This window comes from Isosphaeraceae bacterium EP7 (assembly GCA_038400315.1).
Classification (GTDB): Bacteria; Planctomycetota; Planctomycetia; order Isosphaerales; family Isosphaeraceae; genus EP7.
This window is the reverse complement of the sequence record CP151667.1, coordinates 1,716,288-1,740,254: the sequence shown is the minus strand read 5'-3', so window position 1 is coordinate 1,740,254 and position 23,967 is coordinate 1,716,288. Positions and strand designations below refer to the sequence as shown.

General features: G+C 66.0%; 20 protein-coding genes. 7 read left to right on the top strand and 13 right to left on the bottom strand.

Going from position 1 to position 23,967, the window contains the following annotated elements; translation table 11 throughout:
* Positions 1 to 5: 5 nt before the first annotated feature.
* Positions 6 to 2,468, top strand: coding sequence for a glycosyltransferase (locus EP7_RS06750; protein ID WP_463526985.1), 2,463 nt, complete (start codon positions 6 to 8; stop codon positions 2,466 to 2,468).
* A gap of 33 nt (positions 2,469 to 2,501) precedes the next feature.
* A complete protein-coding gene (locus EP7_RS06745) occupies positions 2,502 to 2,795 on the top strand; it encodes a hypothetical protein (RefSeq protein WP_463526983.1) in 294 nt (97 codons plus the stop codon).
* A 221-nt stretch (positions 2,796 to 3,016) separates the two neighbouring features.
* Here EP7_RS06745 and EP7_RS06740 read toward each other — a convergent pair whose 3' ends face one another.
* Positions 3,017 to 4,672, bottom strand: coding sequence for a glycosyltransferase (locus EP7_RS06740; RefSeq protein ID WP_463526981.1), 1,656 nt, complete (start codon positions 4,670 to 4,672; stop codon positions 3,017 to 3,019).
* Between the two features lie 277 nt (positions 4,673 to 4,949).
* Here EP7_RS06740 and prpB point away from each other — a divergent pair, with 277 nt between their 5' ends.
* Positions 4,950 to 5,843: a methylisocitrate lyase gene (gene prpB, locus EP7_RS06735; RefSeq protein ID WP_463526980.1), complete on the top strand. Its 894-nt coding sequence runs from the start codon at positions 4,950 to 4,952 to the stop codon at positions 5,841 to 5,843.
* A 4-nt stretch (positions 5,844 to 5,847) separates the two neighbouring features.
* Here the strand turns inward: prpB and EP7_RS06730 are convergent, their stop codons facing one another.
* From EP7_RS06730 to EP7_RS06685, 10 genes are all read right to left on the bottom strand, one after another.
* A complete protein-coding gene (locus EP7_RS06730; protein WP_463526978.1) occupies positions 5,848 to 6,477 on the bottom strand; it encodes a hypothetical protein in 630 nt (209 codons plus the stop codon).
* 42 nt (positions 6,478 to 6,519) lie between these two features.
* Entirely contained in the window at positions 6,520 to 7,587 is a 1,068-nt protein-coding gene (floA, locus tag EP7_RS06725) for a flotillin-like protein FloA (protein ID WP_463526977.1), read from the bottom strand.
* A 65-nt stretch (positions 7,588 to 7,652) separates the two neighbouring features.
* Entirely contained in the window at positions 7,653 to 8,216 is a 564-nt protein-coding gene (locus EP7_RS06720; RefSeq protein ID WP_463526976.1) for an NfeD family protein, read from the bottom strand.
* Positions 8,217 to 8,348: 132 nt separating this feature from the next.
* Positions 8,349 to 9,500: an LptF/LptG family permease gene (locus tag EP7_RS06715; protein ID WP_463526975.1), complete on the bottom strand. Its 1,152-nt coding sequence runs from the start codon at positions 9,498 to 9,500 to the stop codon at positions 8,349 to 8,351.
* Positions 9,501 to 9,579: 79 nt separating this feature from the next.
* The gene (locus tag EP7_RS06710) at positions 9,580 to 9,849 is read right to left on the bottom strand and encodes a hypothetical protein (protein ID WP_463526974.1); all 270 of its coding nucleotides are present in this window, start codon (positions 9,847 to 9,849) and stop codon (positions 9,580 to 9,582) included.
* A gap of 66 nt (positions 9,850 to 9,915) precedes the next feature.
* Positions 9,916 to 11,370, bottom strand: a complete 1,455-nt coding sequence (locus EP7_RS06705; protein ID WP_463526973.1) for an LptF/LptG family permease — start codon at positions 11,368 to 11,370, stop codon at positions 9,916 to 9,918.
* A gap of 189 nt (positions 11,371 to 11,559) precedes the next feature.
* Positions 11,560 to 12,846, bottom strand: coding sequence for an aminotransferase-like domain-containing protein (locus EP7_RS06700; RefSeq protein WP_463526971.1), 1,287 nt, complete (start codon positions 12,844 to 12,846; stop codon positions 11,560 to 11,562).
* Complete coding sequence (locus EP7_RS06695; RefSeq protein WP_463526970.1) at positions 12,821 to 14,290, bottom strand: protein-tyrosine phosphatase family protein; 1,470 nt, start codon at positions 14,288 to 14,290, stop codon at positions 12,821 to 12,823. The genes EP7_RS06700 and EP7_RS06695 overlap by 26 nt, the downstream gene beginning before the upstream one ends.
* Positions 14,291 to 14,414: 124 nt before the next feature.
* Positions 14,415 to 15,332 (bottom strand): lysophospholipid acyltransferase family protein, encoded by a 918-nt coding sequence (locus tag EP7_RS06690; protein WP_463526969.1) that lies wholly within the window; start codon positions 15,330 to 15,332, stop codon positions 14,415 to 14,417.
* Positions 15,333 to 15,381: 49 nt separating this feature from the next.
* Positions 15,382 to 15,642, bottom strand: coding sequence for an acyl carrier protein (locus tag EP7_RS06685; RefSeq protein WP_463526968.1), 261 nt, complete (start codon positions 15,640 to 15,642; stop codon positions 15,382 to 15,384).
* Between the two features lie 286 nt (positions 15,643 to 15,928).
* Here EP7_RS06685 and EP7_RS06680 point away from each other — a divergent pair, with 286 nt between their 5' ends.
* From EP7_RS06680 to EP7_RS06665, 4 genes are all read left to right on the top strand, one after another.
* A complete protein-coding gene (locus EP7_RS06680) occupies positions 15,929 to 16,804 on the top strand; it encodes a fumarylacetoacetate hydrolase family protein (protein ID WP_463526967.1) in 876 nt (291 codons plus the stop codon).
* Positions 16,805 to 17,577: 773 nt separating this feature from the next.
* Entirely contained in the window at positions 17,578 to 18,738 is a 1,161-nt protein-coding gene (locus EP7_RS06675; RefSeq protein WP_463526966.1) for a hypothetical protein, read from the top strand.
* Between the two features lie 149 nt (positions 18,739 to 18,887).
* The gene (locus EP7_RS06670) at positions 18,888 to 19,700 is read left to right on the top strand and encodes a lysophospholipid acyltransferase family protein (RefSeq protein ID WP_463526965.1); all 813 of its coding nucleotides are present in this window, start codon (positions 18,888 to 18,890) and stop codon (positions 19,698 to 19,700) included.
* Positions 19,618 to 20,646 (top strand): phosphotransferase enzyme family protein, encoded by a 1,029-nt coding sequence (locus tag EP7_RS06665; protein ID WP_463526964.1) that lies wholly within the window; start codon positions 19,618 to 19,620, stop codon positions 20,644 to 20,646. The genes EP7_RS06670 and EP7_RS06665 overlap by 83 nt, the downstream gene beginning before the upstream one ends.
* A gap of 8 nt (positions 20,647 to 20,654) precedes the next feature.
* Here EP7_RS06665 and EP7_RS06660 read toward each other — a convergent pair whose 3' ends face one another.
* Positions 20,655 to 21,467, bottom strand: coding sequence for a TIGR00282 family metallophosphoesterase (locus tag EP7_RS06660; protein WP_463526963.1), 813 nt, complete (start codon positions 21,465 to 21,467; stop codon positions 20,655 to 20,657).
* Between the two features lie 33 nt (positions 21,468 to 21,500).
* Complete coding sequence (gene rny, locus EP7_RS06655) at positions 21,501 to 23,060, bottom strand: ribonuclease Y (RefSeq protein ID WP_463526962.1); 1,560 nt, start codon at positions 23,058 to 23,060, stop codon at positions 21,501 to 21,503.
* Between the last annotated feature and the right edge of the window lie 907 nt (positions 23,061 to 23,967).

Below are 23,967 nucleotides of genomic sequence, written 5' to 3'. Positions count from 1 at the left end.
GTCGCGTGCGCATCGGCGTGGAGATGTCGGGCAACCAATCCGAGAGCCGCCTGCGCGGGATCGGCCGCTACGTCGGCAATCTGATGACCGCGATGTACACGCGGGGTGCCGATCATGAGTTCATCCTGTATGCCCAGGACGGACTCTCGACCGAGTTCATCCCCAAGTCGGACAACGCGTCGATCCGGGTGGTCCGGCCCGATGCGTCGCGCGGCGAGGCGACGATGCTCGACTCGCTGGCCCGGATCGCCAGGCTCAACCCAGACTCGATCGATGCACTGCTGATCCCCAATCCGCTCGAGATGTGCCTGAGCCTGTCGCTCCCATCGCCGCCGCCCGGTGGCCCCGCACTGCTCGCAGTCGTCCACGACCTGATCCCGTTCGTCTTCCCCGAGCGATACCTGCTCGATGCGGCCTACTCGGCGCGATTCCACCGCCGGCTCAGGCCGCTGCGGAATTACGACGCCTTGCTGACGAATTCCGAGGCGACGCGGCGAGATTGCCTCTCGTTGCTGGAGATGGACGACCATCGTGTCGTCGCCATCGGAAGCGCCGGCCAGGGGACCTTCTTCGTCCCCGATCGCCGCGAGCCCCCCGCCGCCGAGGTCCGCGACCTGCTGCATCGGCTGGGCATCACCAAGCCATTCGTATTGACCGTCGGCGTCATCAACGACCGCAAGAATCAGAACATCCTGATCGATGCCTACGCGAAGTTGCCGAAGGCGATTCAGGACTCGCACCAGCTCGTCTTCGTCGGCGAGATGAGCCACGGGCACGATGAGCTGTTCCGGGCCCGCGTGCGGGCGGCCGGCATCGCCGATCCCGTCGTGCTGTCGAAGCACATCACCGATGAGCTACTGCGGACGCTCTACCAGCGGTGCCGCCTGTTCGTCTTCCCCTCGCTCTACGAAGGGTTTGGCCTGCCGATTCTGGAGGCGATGCACTGCGGTGCCCCGGTGATCGCGGGGAACAATTCGTCGCTCATCGAGGCGACAGGCTCCGGCGGACTGCTCGCCGAGGCCGACGATGCCGACGCGATCGCGGCACACATGCTCCAGGTCCTGGGCGACGATGCCTATCGGGCGACACTGAGCGATCGCGGTCAGCGGCACGCCGAGAGCTTCTCGTGGGAGGCGTCGGCCGACATCGCGCTTGGAGTCTTCGAACGGATCGCCCGCGATCGGCGTTCGTCGCGACGACGCCAGCCCAGGCCTCGCGTCGCGGTTTACTGGCACCGCCCGACGCCGGCCGGCGACGACCCTTCGCGCTGGCTCGATGCGCTGGCCGCCCACGCGACGGTCGACCTGTTCCACGACACGGGCGACGTCCCCCGTCCTGCGCTCGGCCGGCGCGACGTCGGTCGGCACGATCGGCGGATCTTTGGCCGACTCGACGACGTGGCGAACTATCGCGGCGTCCTCGTGATGAGCGGGCACCCCCAGATGCTCGCCGAGGGCTCGATGCCGCTGGGGCGGAACCTGTTCTTCGCGCATGACTTCGGCTGGGCCGATTTCTCCACCTGGCGGCAGACGGTCCCCGGTTTCGCGGGCGAGTTTGACCTCTCCGCCTGCGACTATTTCGGCTTCGAGTCCGCCCGCGACCTCCCTGCCCGGCTCCGCCCGATCGAGGCGATGCAACGTTGGCCCCTCGGCACCATCCCGTTCGAACCCGGGATTCTTCTCGGCTCGCTGCTTGAATCGGCGGGGCTCATCGTCCCGTCCGCCTGGGCCGCCGAACGCTGGCTCGCCGCGGCCCCTGCCCTAGCCGGCAAGGTGCACGTGATCCCGACGCCCCTCACATCCAGGCCCGTCTCCGAGGCCAGGCGCCGCGACGTTCGCGCCCGCTTCGGCCTTCCGACGGCCGACCTCGTCGTCGGCCAGTTCGGCGTGATCCATGCCGACACGCAAAATCTCGAAACGCTCGAAGCGTTCCGGTTGCTTCTCGCGGACCATCCCGGCGCGATCCTGGTTGTTGCCGGCCCCGAGGCCGATGACGGGCGGCTCCGGGCCGAAGTGGGACGGCTTGGACTGACGGATCGAGTCCGGCTGATGGGATTGAGACGCCCCGCGGATATGGCCGACCTGATCGCCGCGACCGACCTGGCCGTCAATCTCCACGAACCGAATGCTCCCTATCGAGCGCCTGGCGCCCTGTTCGACCTGCTCCTCGCGGGCATCCCCACGATCATCAACGATGCTGCCTTCGCGGGCGAGATTCCCCAGAGCGCCGCGATTCGGCTACCGGGCTTGCGGCCCGTCGTCGAAGAGCTCGGGGAGACGCTGCGGGCGTATGGTCGCGACGTCTCGAAGCGGCAGCGGGTCGGAGCTGGTGCAATCCAATATGTGGATCGGATCCACGGCTTCGACGTCGTCGCGGGGCAGTTCCGCGACGCGATCGAGCGAATCCACGAATCACGACGTGCGGGTGTGGTCGCCGCCGGGCCTTCGCTCAGGCTGATGGCCAGCTAATCCAGGGACCCACGCCACGGGGAGGAGATCGTCATGAAGCGTTGGTTCCAGAGGTCGATGTCCGCCGCCTGGCGGAAAACTGGCCCCCTGCGTCACCCGGTGCAGGCGAAGGCCTCGGGCTTCTTCTCCAAATGCATGCTCAATGCCCTCGAGACTCAGGCCGCCGCACGCACCCCTTCGAACGAGACGAACCTCGTGCTCGACAGCCTGCTGAACGAAGTCTTTCGCCTTCAGATGCAGGTCGAGGTGCTCCAGCAGCTCGTCGCCGAGCAGGGTGACCGCCTGGACGATGCCGCCAGCTTCCGCCGCGAGTCCGACGCCGCCTGATCGAGTGCTCTTGATCAATATCTTCCGAAACGATCATGCCCCCAGCCCATCCGGCGGGGGCATTTTTCGTGGCGAAGCATTCTCACGATCAACGCTCAACCCATCGAACGGACGATGGACAGAGCACTGGGAATACGCCGGCGTCTCATGACAAGAAGCCACGCCGCGACGTCGATGTCGGGGCGTGGCTCGTCTTGTGTTCCCGAAGGATCGGGTCTCGTTCAGCAGGACCAGGCCATGGCACCTGGACGAGCCTCGACCAGGGTTTCGAGGGCACGGCCGAGGGCTTCTGCGGTTCGTTCGGGCGAGAACTGCTCGGCCATCTTCTCGGCCGCGCACCGGCACATCTCGGCATAAGATTCTGATCCGTCCTCGACGAGGGCGAGGCTCTCGACCAGGCGGGCGCTCAGATCATCGACCGAGACCTGGAACCAGGTCGTCTCGCCCCGGCGCTCGTGATCGCGGGGGAATGAGGCGGGCTCAGGGGCTGACGAGACGGAGAAGCCGACCCGGTCGTCGATCAATTCGGCCAGGCCGGTGTGCGTGGGAGCCAGCGCGGGTCGCCCCCAGGCCAGGGCCCGTCGCAGGCCGAGGGCGCCGCCGCGTGCCTTGCTGGAATCGACATGGTAGGTCGTCACGCCGAGCAGGGCCTTCTCGTCGATGTCGTCGGTGACCGCGACGATGCGGCATAGGGCGGGGATGCCCATGACGTGGAGCAGATGTCTCATCAGATGGACAGCGTGAGGAGCGGCGAGGGGAGACGTGAGCACTTTGATGACCAGGGTCACGTCGGGCCTGAGAGCGAAGGCCCGGACGAAGGACTCGAGCAGGCTCGACACGTCCTCGCGGGGGTCCATCACGTCGAGGATCGCCGTGTAAGTGATCCCGCTCAAGGTCAGCGGTGCGGATGGGATTGGCGGCAGCGATGGCTCGACATGGACCGAAGCAACGGGAACGGGGCCCTCTATCCGACGCATGGCTCGCTTCAGCCAGACGAGGCGTGCGTGCAGGCGGCTATCGAGCTTTCCGGCGCAGTAACGCCCGTAAACTTTGCGGAGGACCGCGACGGGCAGGCGCCTCGGCGAATTCCAGGGGAGCCTGACGACAGCCCCCTTGGTCTTCACGAAGCGGGCCCTGACGCCGGCGGGCATGGTCTGTTCGACCTTGCCGCACCCCGACTTCGCGATCTGGGTTGCCTTGTGTCTGATTCTCGACCCCAGGCGGGGACGGGGCGGGACGAAGGCCGACTCCTCGGAGGGCTCGTACGGATCGGTCGCGACGGACGAGATGTGCTGCTGGCCGCCGTTGATGACGACGTGGCAGCAGTCCAAGGTCCAGGAAGCGTCGGTCGACCAGGGCGGCGGAGCGTCGGTCGCCGAGGGGGCCGGGATCGGGACGTGGGCGACGGGGCAAGGCAAGTCGGCTTCGCGGAAGGCCTTGGCGCTTCGGCGGCTGGTCCCGGCGAGCAGGTCGGTGTGGGCCAGGATCCGGGGCCAGTGGTGACGCGTGTCGATCCCGAAGGCGCGACCCGGCACGTCGGGGAATGGCCAGTTGCACAGGATGACCGTGGGCGAGGCCGGCGTCAGGTAGGTCTCGTGGGGGTGGCGCAACGAGACATGGACCGGCCGCATCCCGTCCTTTTTCGCTTTGGAAGCGACGAACGGAAGGCTGCTGGACGGCCTCTCGATCGTACGCCAACGCCCGAGGAGTTCCAGCGCGGGGCCGAGGACCTGGAGCATCATCCTGGACGCACGTGCGTCGCCGCCGTGAATGTCGAGGATGTCGCGGTCGTGGCCGTCGGTCCCCACCAGGAAGAGCCAGGGGTCGTCCGCGCCGGCGTCGTCCCTTGACGCCGCGTTCGGGCTCGTTGGCGGCATGGCTACCATCTCCCGCAGACTGCACCGGGTCGACTCCGTTCGACGTACCGGCGACAATCGGCTCCGGCCGGAAACTATCTCGCGGCACGCATGACGTCAATCGCAACCTACGGTCGCGTCACATCCTGGGCGTGCCGGATTTCCCGCCTCGTTCAGAGTATCGGTCAATTTGAGCCGACACATTCGTCCCGATCTGCGTGGTCGCGATTTTCGACGCGGGATCACCCCGAAATCATTCGTGTAACGCCCGTTTCTGGCCGACTTTGGGAGCCGACCGATGACGTCCCCGGGTGCGAAGCTGAGGGCGGCCCTGGACGCCGGGCCGATCATGATCCCGGGTGCCTTCAATGCCCTGACGGCCCGGATGGCCGAGCGGCTGGGTTATCACGCGATCTATCTCTCGGGCGGGGCACTCTCGGCCGGTTGGGCCGGCGTGCCCGACATCGGGCTCCTGACGGCGACGGAATTCGCCGACCAGGCGGCGGTGCTTGCTCGAGCGACGTCCCTACCCTTGCTCTGCGACGCCGACACCGGTTTCGGCGAGGCGATCAATGTCGAGCGTACGGTGACGCTCTACGAGCGGGCAGGCGCGGCCGGTCTGCACCTGGAAGACCAGGAGATGCCCAAACGCTGCGGGCACCTTTCGGGAAAGCGACTTGTCGGTGTCGACGCGATGTGCGCCAAGATCCGCGCCGCAGTGGCCGCTCGATCCGACCCCGACTTCGTCCTGATCGCGCGCACCGACGCACGATCGGTCGAGGGTTTCGAAGCGGCTGTCACGCGTAGCCGCGCCTACCTGGACGCCGGGGCCGACATGATCTTCCCCGAGGCGCTGGAGTCAGCCGCCGAGTTCGAGCGGTTCGCGCGCGAGGTGAAAGCCCCGCTCATCGCCAACATGACCGAGTTCGGCCGCGGGCCGCTGCTCGACTTCGACGAGCTTGCAGGCTACGGCTACAAGGCGGTGCTCTATCCGCTGACCGCCTTCCGGGCCGCGATGAAGGCCGCCGGTGATGTGCTGGCCGAGCTGCGCGACCGAGGGACGCAACGGTCGTCCCTCGGCGCCATGATGGATCGGGCCGAGCTTTATGAGCACCTCGGTTACTCGGCGTGGGAGGCCCGCGATCGGGCCTACTTCGGGGGGGAGCCGTCAGGCCCTTCGAATCCGGCGTGAGCCCTCAACGCCTGATGACCCGACCTCTGAGGGAGACGGGCGGGTCGAGGATTTCCTTGAGGATGAAGGCCTCACGCACCCGCTCGGGCGAGTTCAGGAGCGTGGTGATGGCCATCGTCGCGGGTCGTTCGTCGTTCCGCCCGACCGCCCGGGCGCTCGTCACGCCGGCTGAGAGTTTGTCGAGCTGAAGCTCCTTGCCGAGATCCGCGGTCAGATTCTGCGTCATTGACTCCATCTTCATGGAGTCGATGTCGGTTGCCGGTGCCTGGTGGGCCTTCGGCTCGCGACTGCGCTGCGACTTCTGCGGCCTCGCGGGCTTGGCCCGCTGGAATGCCTGACTGGGCTTGTCGCGGATGATCAGGATGTCGTCGTCGACCTGGGGCCGGCCGCCGGCGGGCCCGCCCCAGCGCATGGTCGGTTGCTTCTGGCCCGCGGCGGGGCCCGTTTGAGCGGGCTGCCAGGGCTGGGGGGCGGATTGCGGCCTTGGTGGCTGGGCATAGGGCCCGAGTGGGCCGCCCGCGGTGCCGCCCCTCGGGGGCAAGGGCTTGGCCTCGCGGTTGAACAGCGAGGTCAATGCCCAGATCGCCAGGAAGGTGAGAGGGACGACTGCGCGGATCAGCTCATCCGGGTCCATGGGACGCCTCTCGTGGTGCGGGCCAAGGGTGTCTGCCAGGGCTTAACTGCCGGCCGGCGTCGAGTCGCGCTTGGAGTTTCCGCCCGCGATCGAGTTGCGCATCTCTGTGTCTGCTTGGATGTTGCGGAGCTGGTAATAGTCCGTGATGCCCAGGTTACCCTTGCGGAAGGCTTCGGCGATGGCCAGGGGAACCTCGGCCTCCGCGGCGATGACCTTGGCGCGGTTCTCCTGGACGGAGGCCATGTGCTCCTGCTCCATGGCGACGGCGAAGGCGCGTCGTTCCTCGGCCTTGGCACGGGCAACCCGGGTGTCGGCCTCGGCCTGGGCGGCCTGGAGGTTGGCGCCGATGTTGTCGCCCACGTCGATGTCGGCGATGTCGATCGAGAGGATCTCGAACGCAGTGCCGGCGTCGAGGCCCTTCTCCAGCACTCGCTTGGAGATCGAGTCGGGGTTTTCCAGCACGAGCTTGTGCGAGATGGCCGAGCCGATGGTGGTGACGATGCCCTCGCCGACGCGTGCGATGATTGTTTCCTCGGTGGCACCGCCGATGAGTCGGTCGATGTTGGTCCGCACGGTCACGCGGGCCTTGGCCTTCAGCTGGATGCCGTCCTTGGCCACGGCGTCGACGGTCTGCCGGCCCTTGGTGGGGTCGGGGCAGTCGATGACCTTGGGATTGACGCTGGTCTGCACGGCGTCGAGCACGTTTCGCCCGGCCAGGTCGATGGCGGCGGCCCGCTTGTAGCTCAGGGGAATGTCGGCCCGATTGGCGGCGATCAGCGCCCGGACGACGTTGGGGACGTTGCCGCCGGCGAGGTAATGGGCCTCGAGGCCGCGGGTGGTGATCCCATCCTTCTCGGTCATGCCCGCCTGGATGGCCATGATCTTCGAGCGGACGATGATGTTGGGGTTCACCTTCCGGAACGACATCCCGATCAGCTCGAAGATCCCCACGTTGGCGTGGGTCATCTTGGCCTGGATCCAGAGATTGAAGTACTTGGCGAAGAAGATGAACGCGAACAGCGAGAACAGGGCGATCGTCACGATGACGATGATCACCAGGAACGAGGTGGAGGCCTGGGCCGGGCCCTGGGCCAGCAGTATGGCATCCATAGCGGTGAATCCTTGGGTGCGTAGGCCGAACGAGTCTCGCGGCGCGGGCCGCGTGGAATTCCGGATTATTCGTCGAGCGGTTCACTCAGGTCGACGGCAGGCAGCGGTTCTTCCAGGTCGATCGAGGCGAGCGGAGATTGGATTTCCCCTGCGAGCCTGACGATGAGATAGGCCCCCTGCTTGCGCACAGCCTGGACCATCACGTTGGCGTCGATCATGCCCTCCTCGGCGATGCCGTCGAGGCGTCTGCCCTCGAAGTTGACCATACCGGAGGGCCGCATCGGGGTCAGGGTCCTGCCCAACTCGCCGATGAGGTGGTCCAACCGGCTGGCGTTCGGGGGCTCGGCCAGGTCTTCGGCGTCCGGGGGCCTCAGGAAGGTCGCCTTGGCGAACGGCGTCTTGGGCCAGAGGTTCACCGCGACGATGAGCGCCACGGGGAGCAGGCCCAGATCGGCCAGGATGAACAGCCATCCCGCCTCGGTCGAGTAGCGGAACGCGTTCCAGAGGCTCAGGCAGAGCAAGCCCAGAGCCAGCAGGCCGATCAGCCCGCCCGAGGGGACGAAGACCTCGGCGACGACGAGCAACAGGCCGATGGCCAGCAGCACGAACGCCCACGTCAAATCATTCATCTTCAAGGGCCCAGGGCCGTCGACGGGCGTCCAACCGCGACGCCCCAACCTGGGTTCCAGTCTAATGCAACGGCGCAGGCCGACGCCATGACCATCCCCGGCGCGGGACCGGATTCGAGGGGGCCAGTCGGCTCAGGTCCTGATCGCATCCCAGCGGGCCGTCGCGAACGTGCCGAAGCCAATCAGCGGGGCCCATGCCGACAGCTCGGCCGAGACGACGTCGGTGCCGGCGAGGTACTGCATCAGGAACGTGACCCCGTAGAACAGGCCCGACGTCCCAAGCGACATCCCCAGGTTGATAAACATGTTGCGCCCGCTCCCACCCAGCACCAACGGGAGGCTGACGAACATCAGACAGAGCCCGAGCATCGGCCTGAGCAACCGGCCGTGCAGCGCCACGTTGATGTCCAGCCACTCGGGCTCGGTGGTCGGGTCGGTCAACGACGTGAAGAGCTCGGGCGTGGTCGCAAACCGGTACCAGTCCCGCTTGCGAGTCACCGCCGCGAACGGGAGGTCGGTCTTGAGGAAGTAGGTCGCGTGCCCGAGGTCATCCAGTACCCCGACCGGCGGGGCGAAGCCCGCATCGGTCTCGAGCGGGACGAGGACCTCGCTGCGGAACTCGTCGTCCTCGGGCCTGATCCGGGCCCCTCTCAGCAGCCAGCCGCCCTTGAGCGGGGCATCGGGGTGATTCGGCGGGACGTAAAGCGCCTGGGCCGCCTCGACCCAGGTCAGGCGTCCGGTCAGGGCCACCGGAAAGGTGGCGCTGAAGTGGAAGATCGTCCTGGCCTTGCGGTCGGCGAGCTGGCCGTCGATCTCGATCCGGTTGCCGTCGGCCCGGCCGTAGACGCCGACCCGCCGCGTGCCGTCGTCGTCGTGCGACTTCTGGAGCTCTTCGCCGATGCTCGGCAGGACGAATTCTTGGTTGGCCATCGCCAGCAGGCTGACGATCACCGCGGAGATGAGGACCGGCCGGATGACCCGCTTGGTGCCGACCCCGGCGGCGAGCATCGCCAGCAGCTCGTTGTTCTTCTGCATCCAGGTGACGGTGAAAATCGCCGCCATCATGCTGATGACGCCGCAGAGGCGGTCGTAAAACTCGCTCAGGCGGATCAGGTAGAACCGGCCCATCCGCCTGAACAGCCCGAACGAGCCGTCGTCAATCTTCAGAAATTCATCGAGATTGGTGAATGCGTCGATGACGACGTAGAGCCCCACCAGCACGATGAAGCAGATGACATACGCCTTGAAGAAGGCCTTGTATCGCTCGCGATCGAGGATTCTCATCGGCCTTCTCCCGCCACGTACGCCCGACGTTCCCTGGTCATCGCCCCACGCCACCACGTTCGAGAGGTCATTCGTCCGATCAAATTTTCACCATCGGCCGGACGACGAACACGGCCACCGCCGACATGATGATGGCCACGCCGCTGAGTCGCACGATGAGATCGCCCAGGCGGACGCAGTAAAACTGCCCTATCCTCAGGAACAGGCCGAGGTTCCCGTCTTCAATCCGCAGGAACTCGTCGAGATTGGTCGTCGCGTCGATCACGACGTAGGACCCGACCAATGAAATAATCGTGATGAGATACGCCTTGAGGAGGGCCCTGCTTCGCTCTCCGTCGAGGATTCTCATCGGCCTACTCTCCACGCAACTCGTTCCGAGCCCTACGCCACAACGTCCGACCCCGGACGCGATCGCTCAATGCTTCAACACCGGACGGATGACGAGCAGGGCCAGCACCGCCAGGACGAGGTTGCCCACCCAGAGGGCGACCCAGGGGGTCATGACCCCTTCTTTGCCCAGGTTCACGCCGAACAGGGTCAGCGGGTAGTAGATCATGATGATCGGCACGAAGCAGGCGATGAATGCACTGAGGAAGTCGCCGCGTGCCGCCCGGATCCCCATCGGCGCGCCCAGCATCACGAAGAAGATGCTGCCGGCGGCGAGGGCCGTCCTGAGCTGACGCTCGGTCTCGACCTTGTTGCACTCCTGTTCCCAGTAGTTGTAGTCGATGAAGACTTTCTGAACCGAGGCCCAGTTCACCTTCTGGAACATCCCCGCGCCGATCGACATGGCCGACTCGATCGCCTGACGTTGCCGCTCGGTGGCGATCTTCACCTTGTTCTCGGCGTACCGCACCTTCAACTCGGACGTGGTCATTTCCTGGACCTTCTTGTCCTGCAACATCTTGTTGTCGCCGGGCATCGGAATTTCCAGGATCTTGTCATGAACCAGGGCGACGACCTGAGACGTTCCGGTCGTCTGGATCGTGCTGCCGTTGAGATAGACCTTGGCGACGTGGGCGTCGAGATCGAACTGGATCTCGGCCGTGGCCGCCTGCACGATCGCGTCGTACGAGTTCGGCCCGAGCTTGGGGGCGCGTCGCTTGAAGGTAGGCTCGATCAGGGTCTTGCCCACGACGTCGCGAACCTTGATATAAAAGGGGAAGCCGTTATTCAGCTCGCGGTCCTTCTTGAGGGTCTTGTAGATCAGATCCTCGAAGTTCTCGAACACGACCTTCTTGGCGTAGTTGTTCGCCTTGGGGATCAGGCCGCCGCTGAGGAAGAAGAGCAAGACGCTGAGCGCCAGGCCGAAGGCGTAGGCGGGCTTCAATACGGCCATTGCGCTGAGGCCGGCGGTCTTGATGGCGACCACCTCATTGTCGGCGGCGATCCGGCCGAAGACCACGGTGACCGCGAACAGGAGCGCGACGGGGACGGTATAGGGCAAGCTCGTCGGCACGACGAACGGGATCAGCCTGAGAATGTCGCGAGGGGAGAGACCCGCATTGGTGGCCTGGGCCATGACCATGAACAGGACGAAGATGCCGGTGATCGCCGTCAGTGCGAGCAGGAACGAGCGGAAGATCTCGCCCAGGATGTAGCGCTGGAGGATGCCGAAGACGGGGGTCTTCCGCCGCCACGGGCGATCGGAGACCGTCTCGAATTGCCTGGTCTGGACGGGTGGCCGGCGATCGATGGCGCCCGGACCCTCGGGCGGCGGGCCGCCGATCGGGTCGACGGGCATCACGATCTTGATCGTGCCCCGGGAGACGACACCAAGCAACGACATCCCGCAGGCCGAGGCCAGCACGATGCCGCCGAGGCGGAGCATTCCCCCCTGCATCAGGCCGTGTGCACTACCCCAGATCACGGGCAACCCTCGCATCCCTGCCACAGGTCGTCCAGGCTCGTGACCGTGCCCCACTCCGATCCCTCGGAGGGGGCGCATGTCGCGCACAGAATGCCACGTCGGGCCGAAACGGTCGAGAGGAATTCCCAGCTCGAAGCCACATGGATGGGTTATCGGCTGGAGGCCATCCCCGAGACGACCCCGGGAACCTCAGACCGTCTCGATCAGGCAATCGGACATCGCCGCCGACAGCCGGCGAATTCCCTCTTTGAGCTCGGTCTCACCCGGAACGCCGAAGCAAAGCCTGGCCTGGTTGGTGGGGGCTGGGCTCCCCTCGGCCGCATAACAATACGAGCCGGGCACGTACAGCACCCCGCGCTCAAGGCAGCGGGCGAAGAACGAGCCGTGCGGCCCGGTGTCGACCCCTTCGGGGGCCGTGAGCCAGACGAAGAGCCCGCCGTGCGGATGCGTCCAGCTGACCCCGGAATCCGCCCCGCCGAAGTAGGTTTCAAGTGCACCCAGCATCACGTCCCGCTTGCGGCGATACATCGCCACCAGCTTCGCGAGGTGCCGGTCGAACGTGCCGCTGGCAAGGACGTGGTCGAGGATCTGCTGATTGAGGTGCGACGATCCGAAGTCGTGGTTCCCCTTGAGCCGGTGAACCACCGCGTGAAGTGCGGGAGGCAGCACGCCGAAGCCGGTCTTCAGGCCGGGGCTGAATGTCTTGCTGAACGAACGGGCGAGGATGACCGTCTCACCCTCGGGATCATGGCTCCAGACGCTCGGCGCCTCGTGACCGTCGAAGCAGACCCCGCGATAGGCCACGTCTTCGAGGATCAAGATCTGGTGGCGTTTCGACCAGCGTTTCGCCAGCTCGACCAGAGGCCCTCGCCGGTCGGCCGCAAGGCTGATGCCCGAGGGGTTCGAGTGCTCGCTGATCGTGTAGATCAGCTTGACCCGATCCAGCTCGCCGCGGGCTTCAATCTCGACGAGCGTCTGCTCGAGAGCGTCGAGCCGCATTCCGCCGTCATCGATCGGCACGCCGACGGCCCTGGCTCCCTGGGTCTCGAGAACGCCCAGATAGACGAAATACGTGGGCGCCTCGACGATCACGATGTCGCCGGGATTGATCAGGGCCTCGGCCACCAGATAGAGCAGTTGTTGCGAGCCGGTCGTGATCAGGATCCGGTCGTGCGCCGAGGCGTAGGTGCCGGGCTTCACCCCTTCGCTCCGCTCAAGCAGCCCAACGATCTGCGACCTCAGGCCTCGATCCCCCGCGGTGGTCCCGTACTGCAACGCACGCCTGGACTCGACCGGGTCGGCCGCGATGGAGGCGATCGCCTCGGCGACCGGCCCGACCGGGAGTGACCCCTGGTCGACGAATCCGGCGGCCAGGGAAATCAGTCCCGGATTGGCGAGTGCCACCTGCATGAGTTCGCTGATGGCCGGCGGTGAGGTCCGGTTTGCCGCGTCACTGAACGGGATTCGGGGTGTCATGGTGCCCTGAGGACTCGCGGTTGGGGACTGTTGCGGCATCTTGGGGAACTTTAGCCTGATCCGGAGACCCGTCAAGTTTCCCGGGTGAGTGGGCCGCACCAGGGACACCGCGGGCCAGCCGCGGGTTCGCCTTCGGCCCCTCGTTCGAGGCGATCGCCGCGTCGTGAGGATCGACGATCCCGTGCGCGATCTCGCGGAGGATCGGCGCCGTCGGATCTTCGGCGTATTGCCCGGGGGCTCGCGGAGGGAGGACACGATTATACAGCAAGGTCACCGATGCCTTGGGTCGATGTCCCCGATGGGCCTCGATCTCCCGGAAGATCCCGTCGAGCGGCTTCCCCTGCACCACGAACTTGTAGATCCCCACCCAGGCGGGCGTCCGATCCATGCAGCCGTGGCAATGGACCAGGATCGGCCAGGCCGCGGGATCGCGGGCCAGGGCCAGCGTCATGTCCAGGAACTCGTCCGACTTCGACGCATCGGCCGGGCTGTTGTAGTAGGCGATCCCGTTCTCTCGGACGAACTTCAGCTCCTGCGGCAAGATCGGGCTACGCCGGGGCGTGTCCTCGGCGAAGAGGTTGATGATCGTCTTGAACTTGTGCCGCTCCTGGGCGATTTCCAGACCTCGATACGTGGGCATCGCGCTGATATAAATCGCACCCGGCACGATCTCCTTGAGCCGGGATAGCGGGCGGTGATACCACGAGAGCTGGATTCCCGCCAGCACCAGCACGACCCAGCCGACTGGGCCCGCCACCGCGAGGCCCCAACGCGCCTTCTTTCCGACGAGGGAAATCGCCGGGAGGCTCTTGAGCAGCGAAAGGTCCCAGGCGATCAGGCCCCAGGCGAAGCACCAGCGCGGCCAGTAGCCCAGCGGCTCGACGTCGGGCATGTTCAGCACGCGGAGAATCATCAGGCCGAGGCCGACGAGTCCGAGCGACGCCACCCCCGGCTTGAGCCGATCCGGCCGCGATGTGTGGGCGGAAACGGCCGCCACAGTGATGAGCACGACCGCGGCCAGGCCGAGCCCGATCCGCAGGCCGATCGGGGCGGCCGGATCGAGCAACGCGGCCCATCCCAGGCCGTGCCAGCCGTCGGCCGTGGGCATCGGGTTTGACGCGTGCCAGCCCGCGGCCAGCAGCACCGCGAACGAGGCCGGCCAGAGCCCCGTGCGGGTCCCGTTACGCCAGGCAAATCCCCATCCGAACGCGGTCAGGACCAGGCCCGCGGCCGACGCGTAGATGCCCACCCGGTCGATCGTGTCGCCGGGCTCGGCCAGGCGGTAGGCCGACGGCGGCCGGGCGCTGAAGGTCGGCCGGAGGATCGACGGATATTCCCCGTCGAGGTCGTCGGGGAAGTCGACAAAGTGCCAGATCGCCGGCGCCATGGCCAGCAGGAGGACGAGCCAGGGCCAAACTTTGGCGAATCTCGACGTTGAGATCATGGGAGAGGGACCCGATACGGGCGCGCCGGGGCAGTGGCGCCAAGTCTCGGCTCACGCCGGGCGAGGCGGTGGTCTACCCCTTTCGCCCCGGGCCGGCAAGGTCAAGCCGACATCCGGGCCGCGCTCAGGCCCCGGCCAGGGTCTCTTCTCGCCAGAAGAAATAGTCGTTGCTGTCTGCCGGATGCACGCCAACGCGTTCTTCGATCCGGTCGAGCGCGTGCTGGACCCAGATGGCCGCTTCGTCTTCTTTCGAGCCGGTCGTGGGGACGTTCCACTCGGGGAGGAACTCGATGGCGTAGTTCCCGTCGTCGGCGATCCGGCCGAAGGACTGGACGACCGGCGCACCGGTCATCGCGGCGAGTCGCACCCAGGTCGCGGCGAACGTCAGGTCTTGGCCCAGGAACCGCGCGGGGACGGAACTCGGCCCCTGCCATCGCACGTCGCAGGCGACCTTCAGGATCATGTTCGCTCGCAACGCTTTGGCTGCGCGACGGACTGTTGCCGCCCCTTCCGATGGGGTCGCACGCCTCGACAGGAACAGCTCGCGCTGGCCCTCGACCTCCAGCTTCCGATTCATGTAATCGGACAGGTGGCGAGGCCGCTCGGTGAGCCAGCGGACCGGATAGTCGTTGCGATAGAGCCAGTGAGTCGGGATGACGTTCGACCCGAAGTGGCTGATCAGCAGGATCACGCCACGCCCGCCGGCCAGCGCCCGGTCGAGGATCTCACGCCCCTCGACGGCGATCAGGGGGGCAACGGTCTCGTCATCCATCCCGTCGAGCAGGAGATCATAAGAACGACCGAGAATCTGACGACCGGCGAGCGAAGGGCCAAGGCTCGACGGGTCCCATGTCGCCCCGAAATGGATGGCCCCGTGCTGGATGGCGGTGTCGAACCGATGCCGGAACTTCTTCGACATCGCGTATTCGACGTGGCCGATTTGCGCAAGCGCCCGGGTGGCGGATTGCGGAGGAAGTCGCCTGATCAGGGGGAGGGCCAACTTCAGCATGGCCTTGCGGAAATTATGTAGGCGACGCCTCATCCAGCCACTCCCCGATCGATCGAACGAGTCCGACTTCCATGCCACGCTCTCAGGCCGCCGCCGCCTTCGTCCGCGCCACATGATCGGCCAGCTCGCCGACCGTCTGGAGGCCCGAGACGTCGTCGTCATTGATCTCGAGCCCGAACGAATCCTCGATCTTCATCAGGATCGAGACCTGGTCGAGCGAGTCGATCCCGAAGTCTTCGGACAATCTCGACTCGGACGAAACCTTGGTCTCGGGAGCGAGCTTGCCGACGAGTCGGACGATCTCGGCGACCTGGGCGACCATCGCGGGGGATGCTTCGTTCATGGGACCGCCTCCCTGGATTTCCTGACGCCGTCTCGATGACCATCGCGATCCCTTGAACGTCGAGCCTCGAAGGCGAGCCGTCCCTCGGGCTGTCGCACCCGGCACCACTGATTCAATCGGCCCGTGCAACCTTGAACTTGAATTCGGGGACGACATCACGGTCGCCGCAAGTTCGCCCGGCCGTTGACGGTCGCGCCGGGAGACGGTCTAGTTTGGTGGCCGAGGCGACCCAACCGCCCCCCTGCCCGTCGAGACCTCGACGAAACCAAGCTGGATCGGAACCGCGATGAAGCTCGCTAGATTTCGGACCAAGTCGGACCCGTCCCCGCGCGTTGGCATCGTCGAGGAGTCGGTCGTCCGCCCTCTCGCCCCGGATGCGGGACGCCTCGCCGACGTGCTCCACTCCGATGACCCCGCCTCATACGCACGGGCGCACGTGCCTGCGGGCGTCACCTTATCGCTCGACCAGGTGGAGCTGCTGGCACCGATCGACGACCAGGAGGTCTGGGGCGCCGGGGTCACCTACGAACGCAGCAAAATTGCGCGCGAAGAGGAGTCGGAGAAGGCCGCCAGCTTCTATGACCTCGTGTACAGGGCTCCTCGTCCCGAGCTCTTCTTCAAGGCGAACGCCAGGCGCGTCATCGGCCACGACCAGGCCATCCGCGTGCGGAGCGATTCGCGCTGGAGTGTTCCCGAGCCCGAGCTGGCGCTCGTCCTGTCGCCTACCATGCGGCTCGTCGGCTTCACGATCGGCAATGACGTCAGTGCGCGCGACATTGAGGGGGAGAATCCGCTCTACTTGCCGCAAGCCAAGGTCCACGATGCATGCTGTGGCCTCGGCCCCGTCATCACGCTCGCGGAGGGGATGCCCGCCGTTGCCGAGATCGGCATTCGCCTTGAGATCGAGCGAGCCGGCGCGATCGTCGTCCAGTCTGAAACCTCGGCGGCCAAGATGAAGCGAACCTTCGACGAACTGATCGGCTGGCTCTCCCGCGACAACGCCTTCCCCGATGGGGCGATTCTCCTGACAGGCACCGGAGTCGTCCCACCCGATGAATTCGGGCTGACCCCTGGCGACATCATCCGCATGTCGATCGACGGCATCGGTACCCTTCGAAACACGGTTGTCCAGTCATCGCCCACATCCGCGACTCAGCTCTGAATTGAGAATCAGGACGTCTGAGACAAGGACAAATCGGTTGGACTTACGCCGGGCACCGCCAGCTCATCGAAGGGCCGGTGCCTGTCGGTTTCAGTCGAGTGTCTCTTGAGCAAAAGGCCTGCCAGACAAATCGATTTCCAGGCCAGTTCAATCGTATGCCGGGCGAGATTACTGGGGGCGTCATGCCACGCTCGGATTCGATCTCGACCGGCCCTTAGCTTGACGCAAGTGATGAGCCAGTTGACGCTTAGTAACCTTTTCGGGTCTGATGGCCTCCTGGAAAATTGGTCGTCGCCACCACCCGGCGAAAACTTGAGTCAAAGACCCTGCATTTTCCTCCTGAGGATTTGTTTGGCTGTGTCGTTTTTGCCGAATGACCTGCCGTTACGACCCCTTTTTACCACCTCTTTGTAACTTTCGACCCTCGGGCCAATCACTGCCGACCACGCCGTATCTCGGATCGAATTCGGGGTCGAATCGTTCGATTTCCTCAAATCGAATCAAAATCATGGATTGTGTCGCAAAATCGGCGTTGAAACCGTCCTGTTTCGAGGCAATCTTCGGGCAAATGATCGCTTTGGCGCATGTCTTGCTCTCTGTTGGTGTATTCCCCAGATCAACCCACGAAGTCGTCGGCTCCAGGGCCGATCAGGTTTGGTCGGAAGAATGTTTGGCGATCCGTGATCGGAACGCCTCGGCCGGACGCACGGCCAGTCCGCGGTCCAGATGGCGCCAGGATGGTGCCATTTACGCACTCCGAACAGGAGGTTCGCATGTCCTTCGTCAAGACCTTGGCTCTGGGCTTCGCCGCTGCGGTTGCCGTCGGCTTCCCGGCTCGTGGGGCTGCACTGACCAACGGCACCTGGCGCTGGACAACCTGGAGCCCGGCCAGCGGAGTCGTGCTCAACTCGGCGCAGTTGGCCCCTTCCGCCCCGATTTCGACGGTCTCGTCGCTCATCCCGACCGTCGTCACTCCTTACATCGCCCAGCCGACAACGGTTCCGGCCGCGGCCGCCGTGGCCACGTCGTCCTCCGCCCCCGACTGGCAGAACATGGGCCGATGGGCCACGACGCCCGGCCTCGGAACGACCCCGGCCGCGACGTCGGGGGCAGCCGCCGTGATCTCCACCCCGGCCGCTGCCCCCGCCGTCGCTCTGCCGATGTCCATTCCCGCCAGTTCCGCCTCGAGTTCCTCGGTCCCCGACGGATTCATCAACTTCACCTCGGGGCCGTTCGCTCAGCCCGGCAGTTCGACGAATTACGCGGCCCAGCCCTGGTACCAGAGCGGCCTGGTCAAGAGCATCTATGGCGGCAACACTCCGAACGCCGCCCAGCAAGCTGCGTTCTCCCAGGAAGTGCTCGATCGGGTCAGCACCGCCTATCAGCGTAGCGGCGTCCCGGCCAGCTTCACCCTCGACCCCAACGCCGGTGCCCCGCATACGCTCAGCGTCGTCTCGACCCCCGACTCGGCGACTCTAGGCACCCCGGTCCTCGATAAGCTCGGAGAGACCCAGATCGGCGGCAACGGGATGACCTTCATCGATCAGTTCCACGGTGCCACGTCCCCGAAGCAGCTTGCCGACGCCGTGGGAGAGAACGTTGCCCACGAGATGATGCACGCCTTCGGGATCGCCGAACACCACGACGCGACCGGCACGTTCATCGACTCGGGCTCCGCCGACCCGACGCTGCTGAACGCCGCCGACCCCGTCTTCAGCGCCGCCGCGGTGCAGGACCTGCTCAGCCGGAACTTCAAGAACGTCGCTTCGGGATTCACCATGAACGTGGCGCCGAGCATCACGTCCGCCCAGCTCTATGCGTCTTCGTCGGCCGCCCCCGTCCCCGAGCCCACCACCATCCTGTGCTGGACGGTCGCCTGCCTGGCCCTGGGCCTTCGCGGCCGCCGTCGGCTGAGCCTCCGCCGCGACGCCTGATTTACGACGCGCCGGGCCATCCGTAGGATAAACTGACGAGAAGCCCCGCCGATCAGGCGGGGTTTCGTGCTGCGCCTCGCCGGGCTTCAACGACCCCTAGCGGGGCCGCCGCCCTTGACGATCGAGACCCTTGAGGAGCCCGGATTTCCATGGATCTCGTCGCGCTTCTGGTCGCCAGCGCAGGGATGCTCCTTGCCCCTCGGCTGATGATGCCCCGCGTCCGGCCCCGGCCCGAGATCCACGGCCTACTCACGTTCATCTGGTGGATCAACGCCACCTACTGCACCCTCTGGCACCACCTCGACCCGACCGTGAAGGCCCCCCTGCCCGCCCGGGGACCGGCGATTCTCATCGCCAACCACACGAGCGCCATCGACCATTTCCTGCTCCAGGTCGGCGCCCGCCGCGTGCTCGGCTTCATGATCGCCCGCGAGTTCTACGACAACCGGCTCTACCACCCCATCTGCAAGCTGCTGGGCTGCATCCCCGTCAAACGCGACGGCCGCGACCTGGGCGCCACCCGCGCCGCGCTGCGGGCGCTGGCCGACGGGCGGGTCGTCCCACTCTTTCCCGAAGGCAAGATTACCGCTCAGTCCGGCCGGGTCATCGGCGAGGGTCGAAGCGGCGTCGCCTATCTCGCCCTCAAGGCCAAGGTCCCCGTCATCCCGGCCTATCTCCACGGGACCCCCGAGAGCAACGAGTTCGTCGCCTGCCTCATCGCCCCTTCGCAATCCAGGGTCGTGTACGGGCCCGCCGTGGACCTCTCCGATTTCGATGCCGCGGACGACCGCGACCATGCGACACTCATCAGGGCGACCGAGCGCTTAATGGGGGCGATCCACGCTTTGAAGAACTCCGTCGAGGAGGCCCGAAACGCCGATGGAGACACCCCCGCCACCGCTCGATCCGACTCGGGCACTCCGGCACTATCCCAGGATGCTCCAGCCGCGGTCACGCATTGAGCCCCTGGGCAATGCCGGCGGATTCAGCGGCGCGTCGTTCTGGCGTTTCAAGTCCGAGCTAGGCACACTCGGCCTCAAGGCATGGCCGGCCCCTCGGAGCCTGGAATGCCGACGTAGCAGCATCCGGAAAATTCACGCCTACCTCTTCGACGCATCGGCGAGCGACGCCGTTCTCGGCCCGATCCTCCCCGTCCCCTTCTTCAACTCGGATCGAGTGACCTTCGTCGAGGAGTCCGCGCGATTCTGGGAGCTTGTCCCATGGCTACCGGGGGCGCCGGATCAGAGCCAGCCGAGAGACCTCGCCCGGACTCGGATCGCATTCGCCGCGCTGGCCCGCCTTCATCGAGCCCTGGGCCGCGACGCGATGAGCACGTTGACCTCCGGCATGAATGCCCGGATGGAATCGCTTGATTCCCTGGACGCCTTCGGCTTCAACGAACTGGAAGCCTGCATTCGGGCCGATCAATGTGAACAGGCTGCGAGGGCCTGGATCTTGCTCGCGAGGAGGACGTTGAAGGCGCTCGATGATCGCCTGGTCGAACAAATCAACGTCCTGCTCCCGGTCCAGCCTTGCCTGGGCGACGCGAGGCCCGATCATTTCCTGTTCGACGGCCCGAAGCTGACCGGCCTGATCGACTTCGCGGCGATGAAGTTTGACACGGTCGCGGCCGACCTCGGCCGTTTGCTTCCGGACTGGGCCGGCAATGATCGACTTGTCCGTGACGCCGCCCTGAACGCTTACGTCGCCGTGCGTCCGCTCTCGAATGAAGAACTCGGAGCAATCCCGGTCTTCGAGCAAGCGGCGGCGTTCTTCGCGGGCGAGAGCTGGATCCGCTGGCATTACATCGAGGGTCGCAGATTCGATGATCCCGTTGCTCCGCGGCTCGGCCTGGAGCGGAGCGTTGCCCGGATGATCGACCTGTTCGGCGGGCGGCTCATTACCTGAGCGGGGGGTCAGGCGGTCATGATCTTCTGGGCCTCGGCCTGGTCGATCGAGACCCGGCGGATCGAGGTCGCCTTGCCCGTGGCCGGGTCGATCTCGATGTAGGCCCCGCAGAGCCGGGGATCGCCGGTCGCCACGTCGAAGTGGTTGGGCATGAGGGTCATCGTCGACGTCATCACGCGGTCCACGCGCCGGCCGAGGATCGAGTCGTAGGGGCCGGTCATGCCGAGGTCGGTCTGATAGGCGGTCCCCCCCTTGAGGATCTGCTCGTCGGCGGTGGCGACGTGCGTGTGCGTCCCCATCACGGCCGAGACCCGCCCATCGAGGTGTCGGCCCATCAGTTGCTTGTCGCTGGTCGCCTCGGCGTGGTGGTCGACCAGGATCACCTTGGTCTGGGTGCCGATCTTGTCGAGTACCCGGTTGGCGGCGCGGAAGGGGTCGTCGACCGGTTTCATGAAGGTCCGGCCCATCAGCGAGAAGGCCGCGACCGGCGTGCCGTCGCGCGCCTTGGTGATGAAATATTCGGAGCCCGGCGACTCCTCGGGATAGTTCGCCGGCTTGAGGATCCGGGGGTCGCGGTCGATCAGCGCGTAGATGTCATCCTTCCGGTAGATGTGGTCGCCCATCGTGATGACGTCGACACCAGACTCGACGATTTCTTCGTAGCAGGAAGTCGTCAGGCCCGAGCCCCCCGCGGAGTTCTCCGAATTGCAGACGACCAGGCCGAGGTTCCAGCGGCGGATGAGCCGGGGGACGAGCTGCGAGACGAGCTTGCGCCCGGGCCCGCCGACCACGTCGCCGATCATCAGGATATTCAGGGACATGATTGCAAGCCGATCCGTCTGAGATTGTTCGAGTTAGCGGGCGTACTCGACCATGCGCATCTCGCGCAGGACGGTCACCTTGACCTCGCCCGGATAGGTGAGCTGGGCCTGGATCGCCTTGGCGATGTCGCGGGCCAACTTGGCCGCGTCCTCGTCGTTGACCCGCCCGCTGTCGGCGATCACGCGAACCTCGCGGCCCGCCTGGATCGCGTAGGCCTGCTCGACGCCGGGGAAGCCGTGCACCAGGGCTTCCAGCTCTTCGAGTCGGCGGACGTACTTCTCCAGGGTCTCGCGGCGGGCGCCGGGACGGCTGGCGCTGATGGCGTCGGCGGCGGCGACGAGGACCGTATAAGGCGTGTCGGCCCGCAGGTCGTCGTGATGGCCGAGCGCCGCGTGGACGACTTCCTTGCCCTCGCCGTAGCGCTTGGTCAGGTCGGCCCCGATCTGCGGGTGCCCCCCTTCCATCTCGTGATCGGCCGCCTTGCCGATGTCGTGCAGCAGCCCGCAACGACGGCCGAGCGCGCCGTCGAGCCCCAGCTCCTCGGCCAGGTTACCCGTCAGGTAGGCCACCTCGATCGAGTGCCTCAGCACGTTCTGGCTGTAGCTGGTGCGGAACTTGAGCTTGCCCAGGTAGTCGAGCAGCTTGTCGTGCAGGCCCGAGACGTTGGCCTCCTGGGCGGCGGCCCGGCCGAGCTGGCGGACGTGCCGCTCCATCTCCTCCTGGGTTTCCAGGACGATTTCCTCGATTCGCGTCGGGTGAATCCGGCCGTCCTGGATCAGCTTCTCCAGCGCGATCTTGGCCGTCTCGCGCCTCAGGTTGTCGAACCCGGTGACGATGACAATCCCGGGAGTGTCGTCGACAATGACGTCGACGCCGGTGGCCTTCTCGAAGGCGCGGATATTGCGCCCCTCGCGGCCGATGATGCGCCCCTTCATGTCATCATTGGGGATGTCGACGGTGCTCACGGTGGTCTCGGCCGTGTGCCCCGCGGCATACCGCTGGATGGCGCTGGCGAGGATCTCGCGGGCTTTTTGCTGGCAAGTCTCGTGCATTGACCGTTCATGCTTCAGGATCAGGCCGCCGGTCTCGTGCGTCATCTCGGTGTCGAGCCGGCGCAGGAGCATCTCGCGGGCCTCCTCGGGGCCTAACCTCGAGAGTCTGTGCAGCGTCTCGCGATGGTCGACGAGGAGCTGCTTGACCTCGGTATTCTTGCGCCCGAGCTCTTCCTGCTGGTCGGTGAGGAACTTCTGGACCGTCTCGAACTCGCGGTCCTTCTTGTTGATCAGGTCGAGTTTCTGGTCGAGCAGGTCGTTGCGCTTCTCGAGCCGGGCTTCCAGGTCGCGCAGGCCCTTGCGGGTCTGGTCGACCTCGCGTTCGAGGGCCTCGCGGCGGCTGAACGATTCATCGCGGGCGCGGATGTCGGCCTCGCGGCGGACCGAGTCGGCGTCGCGGCGGGCTTCGGCGAGGATCTCCGAGGCCAGGCCACGGGCAGACCTGGCCCGGGTCCGGATCAACGCCATGCAGCCGCCATAGCCGGCGGCGATCCCCAGGGCGAGGGCCCCGGAGAGGCTGGCGAGCATTGCCCCGTCCATGACGGGCCTAACCTTTCACGTATATCGAATGCGTGAAGTCGGCGGCGAAGTGGTCCACGGGCCCTCGTAGGCCCGCGCGGCGGGGGATGGATCGAAGGCTCGATCAACGAGGCGGATAACACCGGCGGAGACGGGCGAGGCGCAGGGGATCGCCACTCGATCGGGGACACCCGCCGCGGACCATCCCTGCGTCGATTCGCAGGAGCGGCCCAGGCCGGGGGCGACCTCGGTTCAACCCGGTTGACGGAAGACCGCCCACCGAGCATCCGTCTCGCATCGACGAAGGACCCGCGGTCGCCAGCATCCACCCCGCGCCGCGGTGCACGCGACGGAGGGACGTGGCTGCGTGCCGCAGCTTCGTCCGGTCGCAAGCCCAGCAGGTGAGGATGAGCAGGAACTGCACCGGGGAGCCTCGTCGCGTTGAAATCCACATTTCGTCGATCGCCGCGCAGGATCCACGGTCACCGTCCCGGCCCGGTCAAGGGTCGGGTGGCTCTCCGTCTCGCGACGACACGTCGGTTCTAGGACAGAGAAACGAACTGCGGACGGCGACGACCTTTCGGCCAACGCAGCCCGACTCACTCCCGCCCCAAACCCCGGCCATGCCGGGATTATGGGACGCACCACCATCGTACCAGAACCGGTTGGACGGTCAATCGACGCGCTGGCAGCCCCCCGATCGCTCGGATCGTTGCGTCTGGCGACATCGTCAGACATCGTCGGACGCGTTTCACCGCGACGAGACGTCGAATCGGCCGAGCCGTCGCGGACGGCCCTCGAATGTTTGCAACTCCTTTATTCTTCTGGAGGTTGCGGTGGGTGCATTCCGATCGAAAGAGCACACCTTGACCTCGCCCCCCGCCAACGGCATGGCTCCGCCCTTCCAAGGGGCGGAACAGCTCCAGGG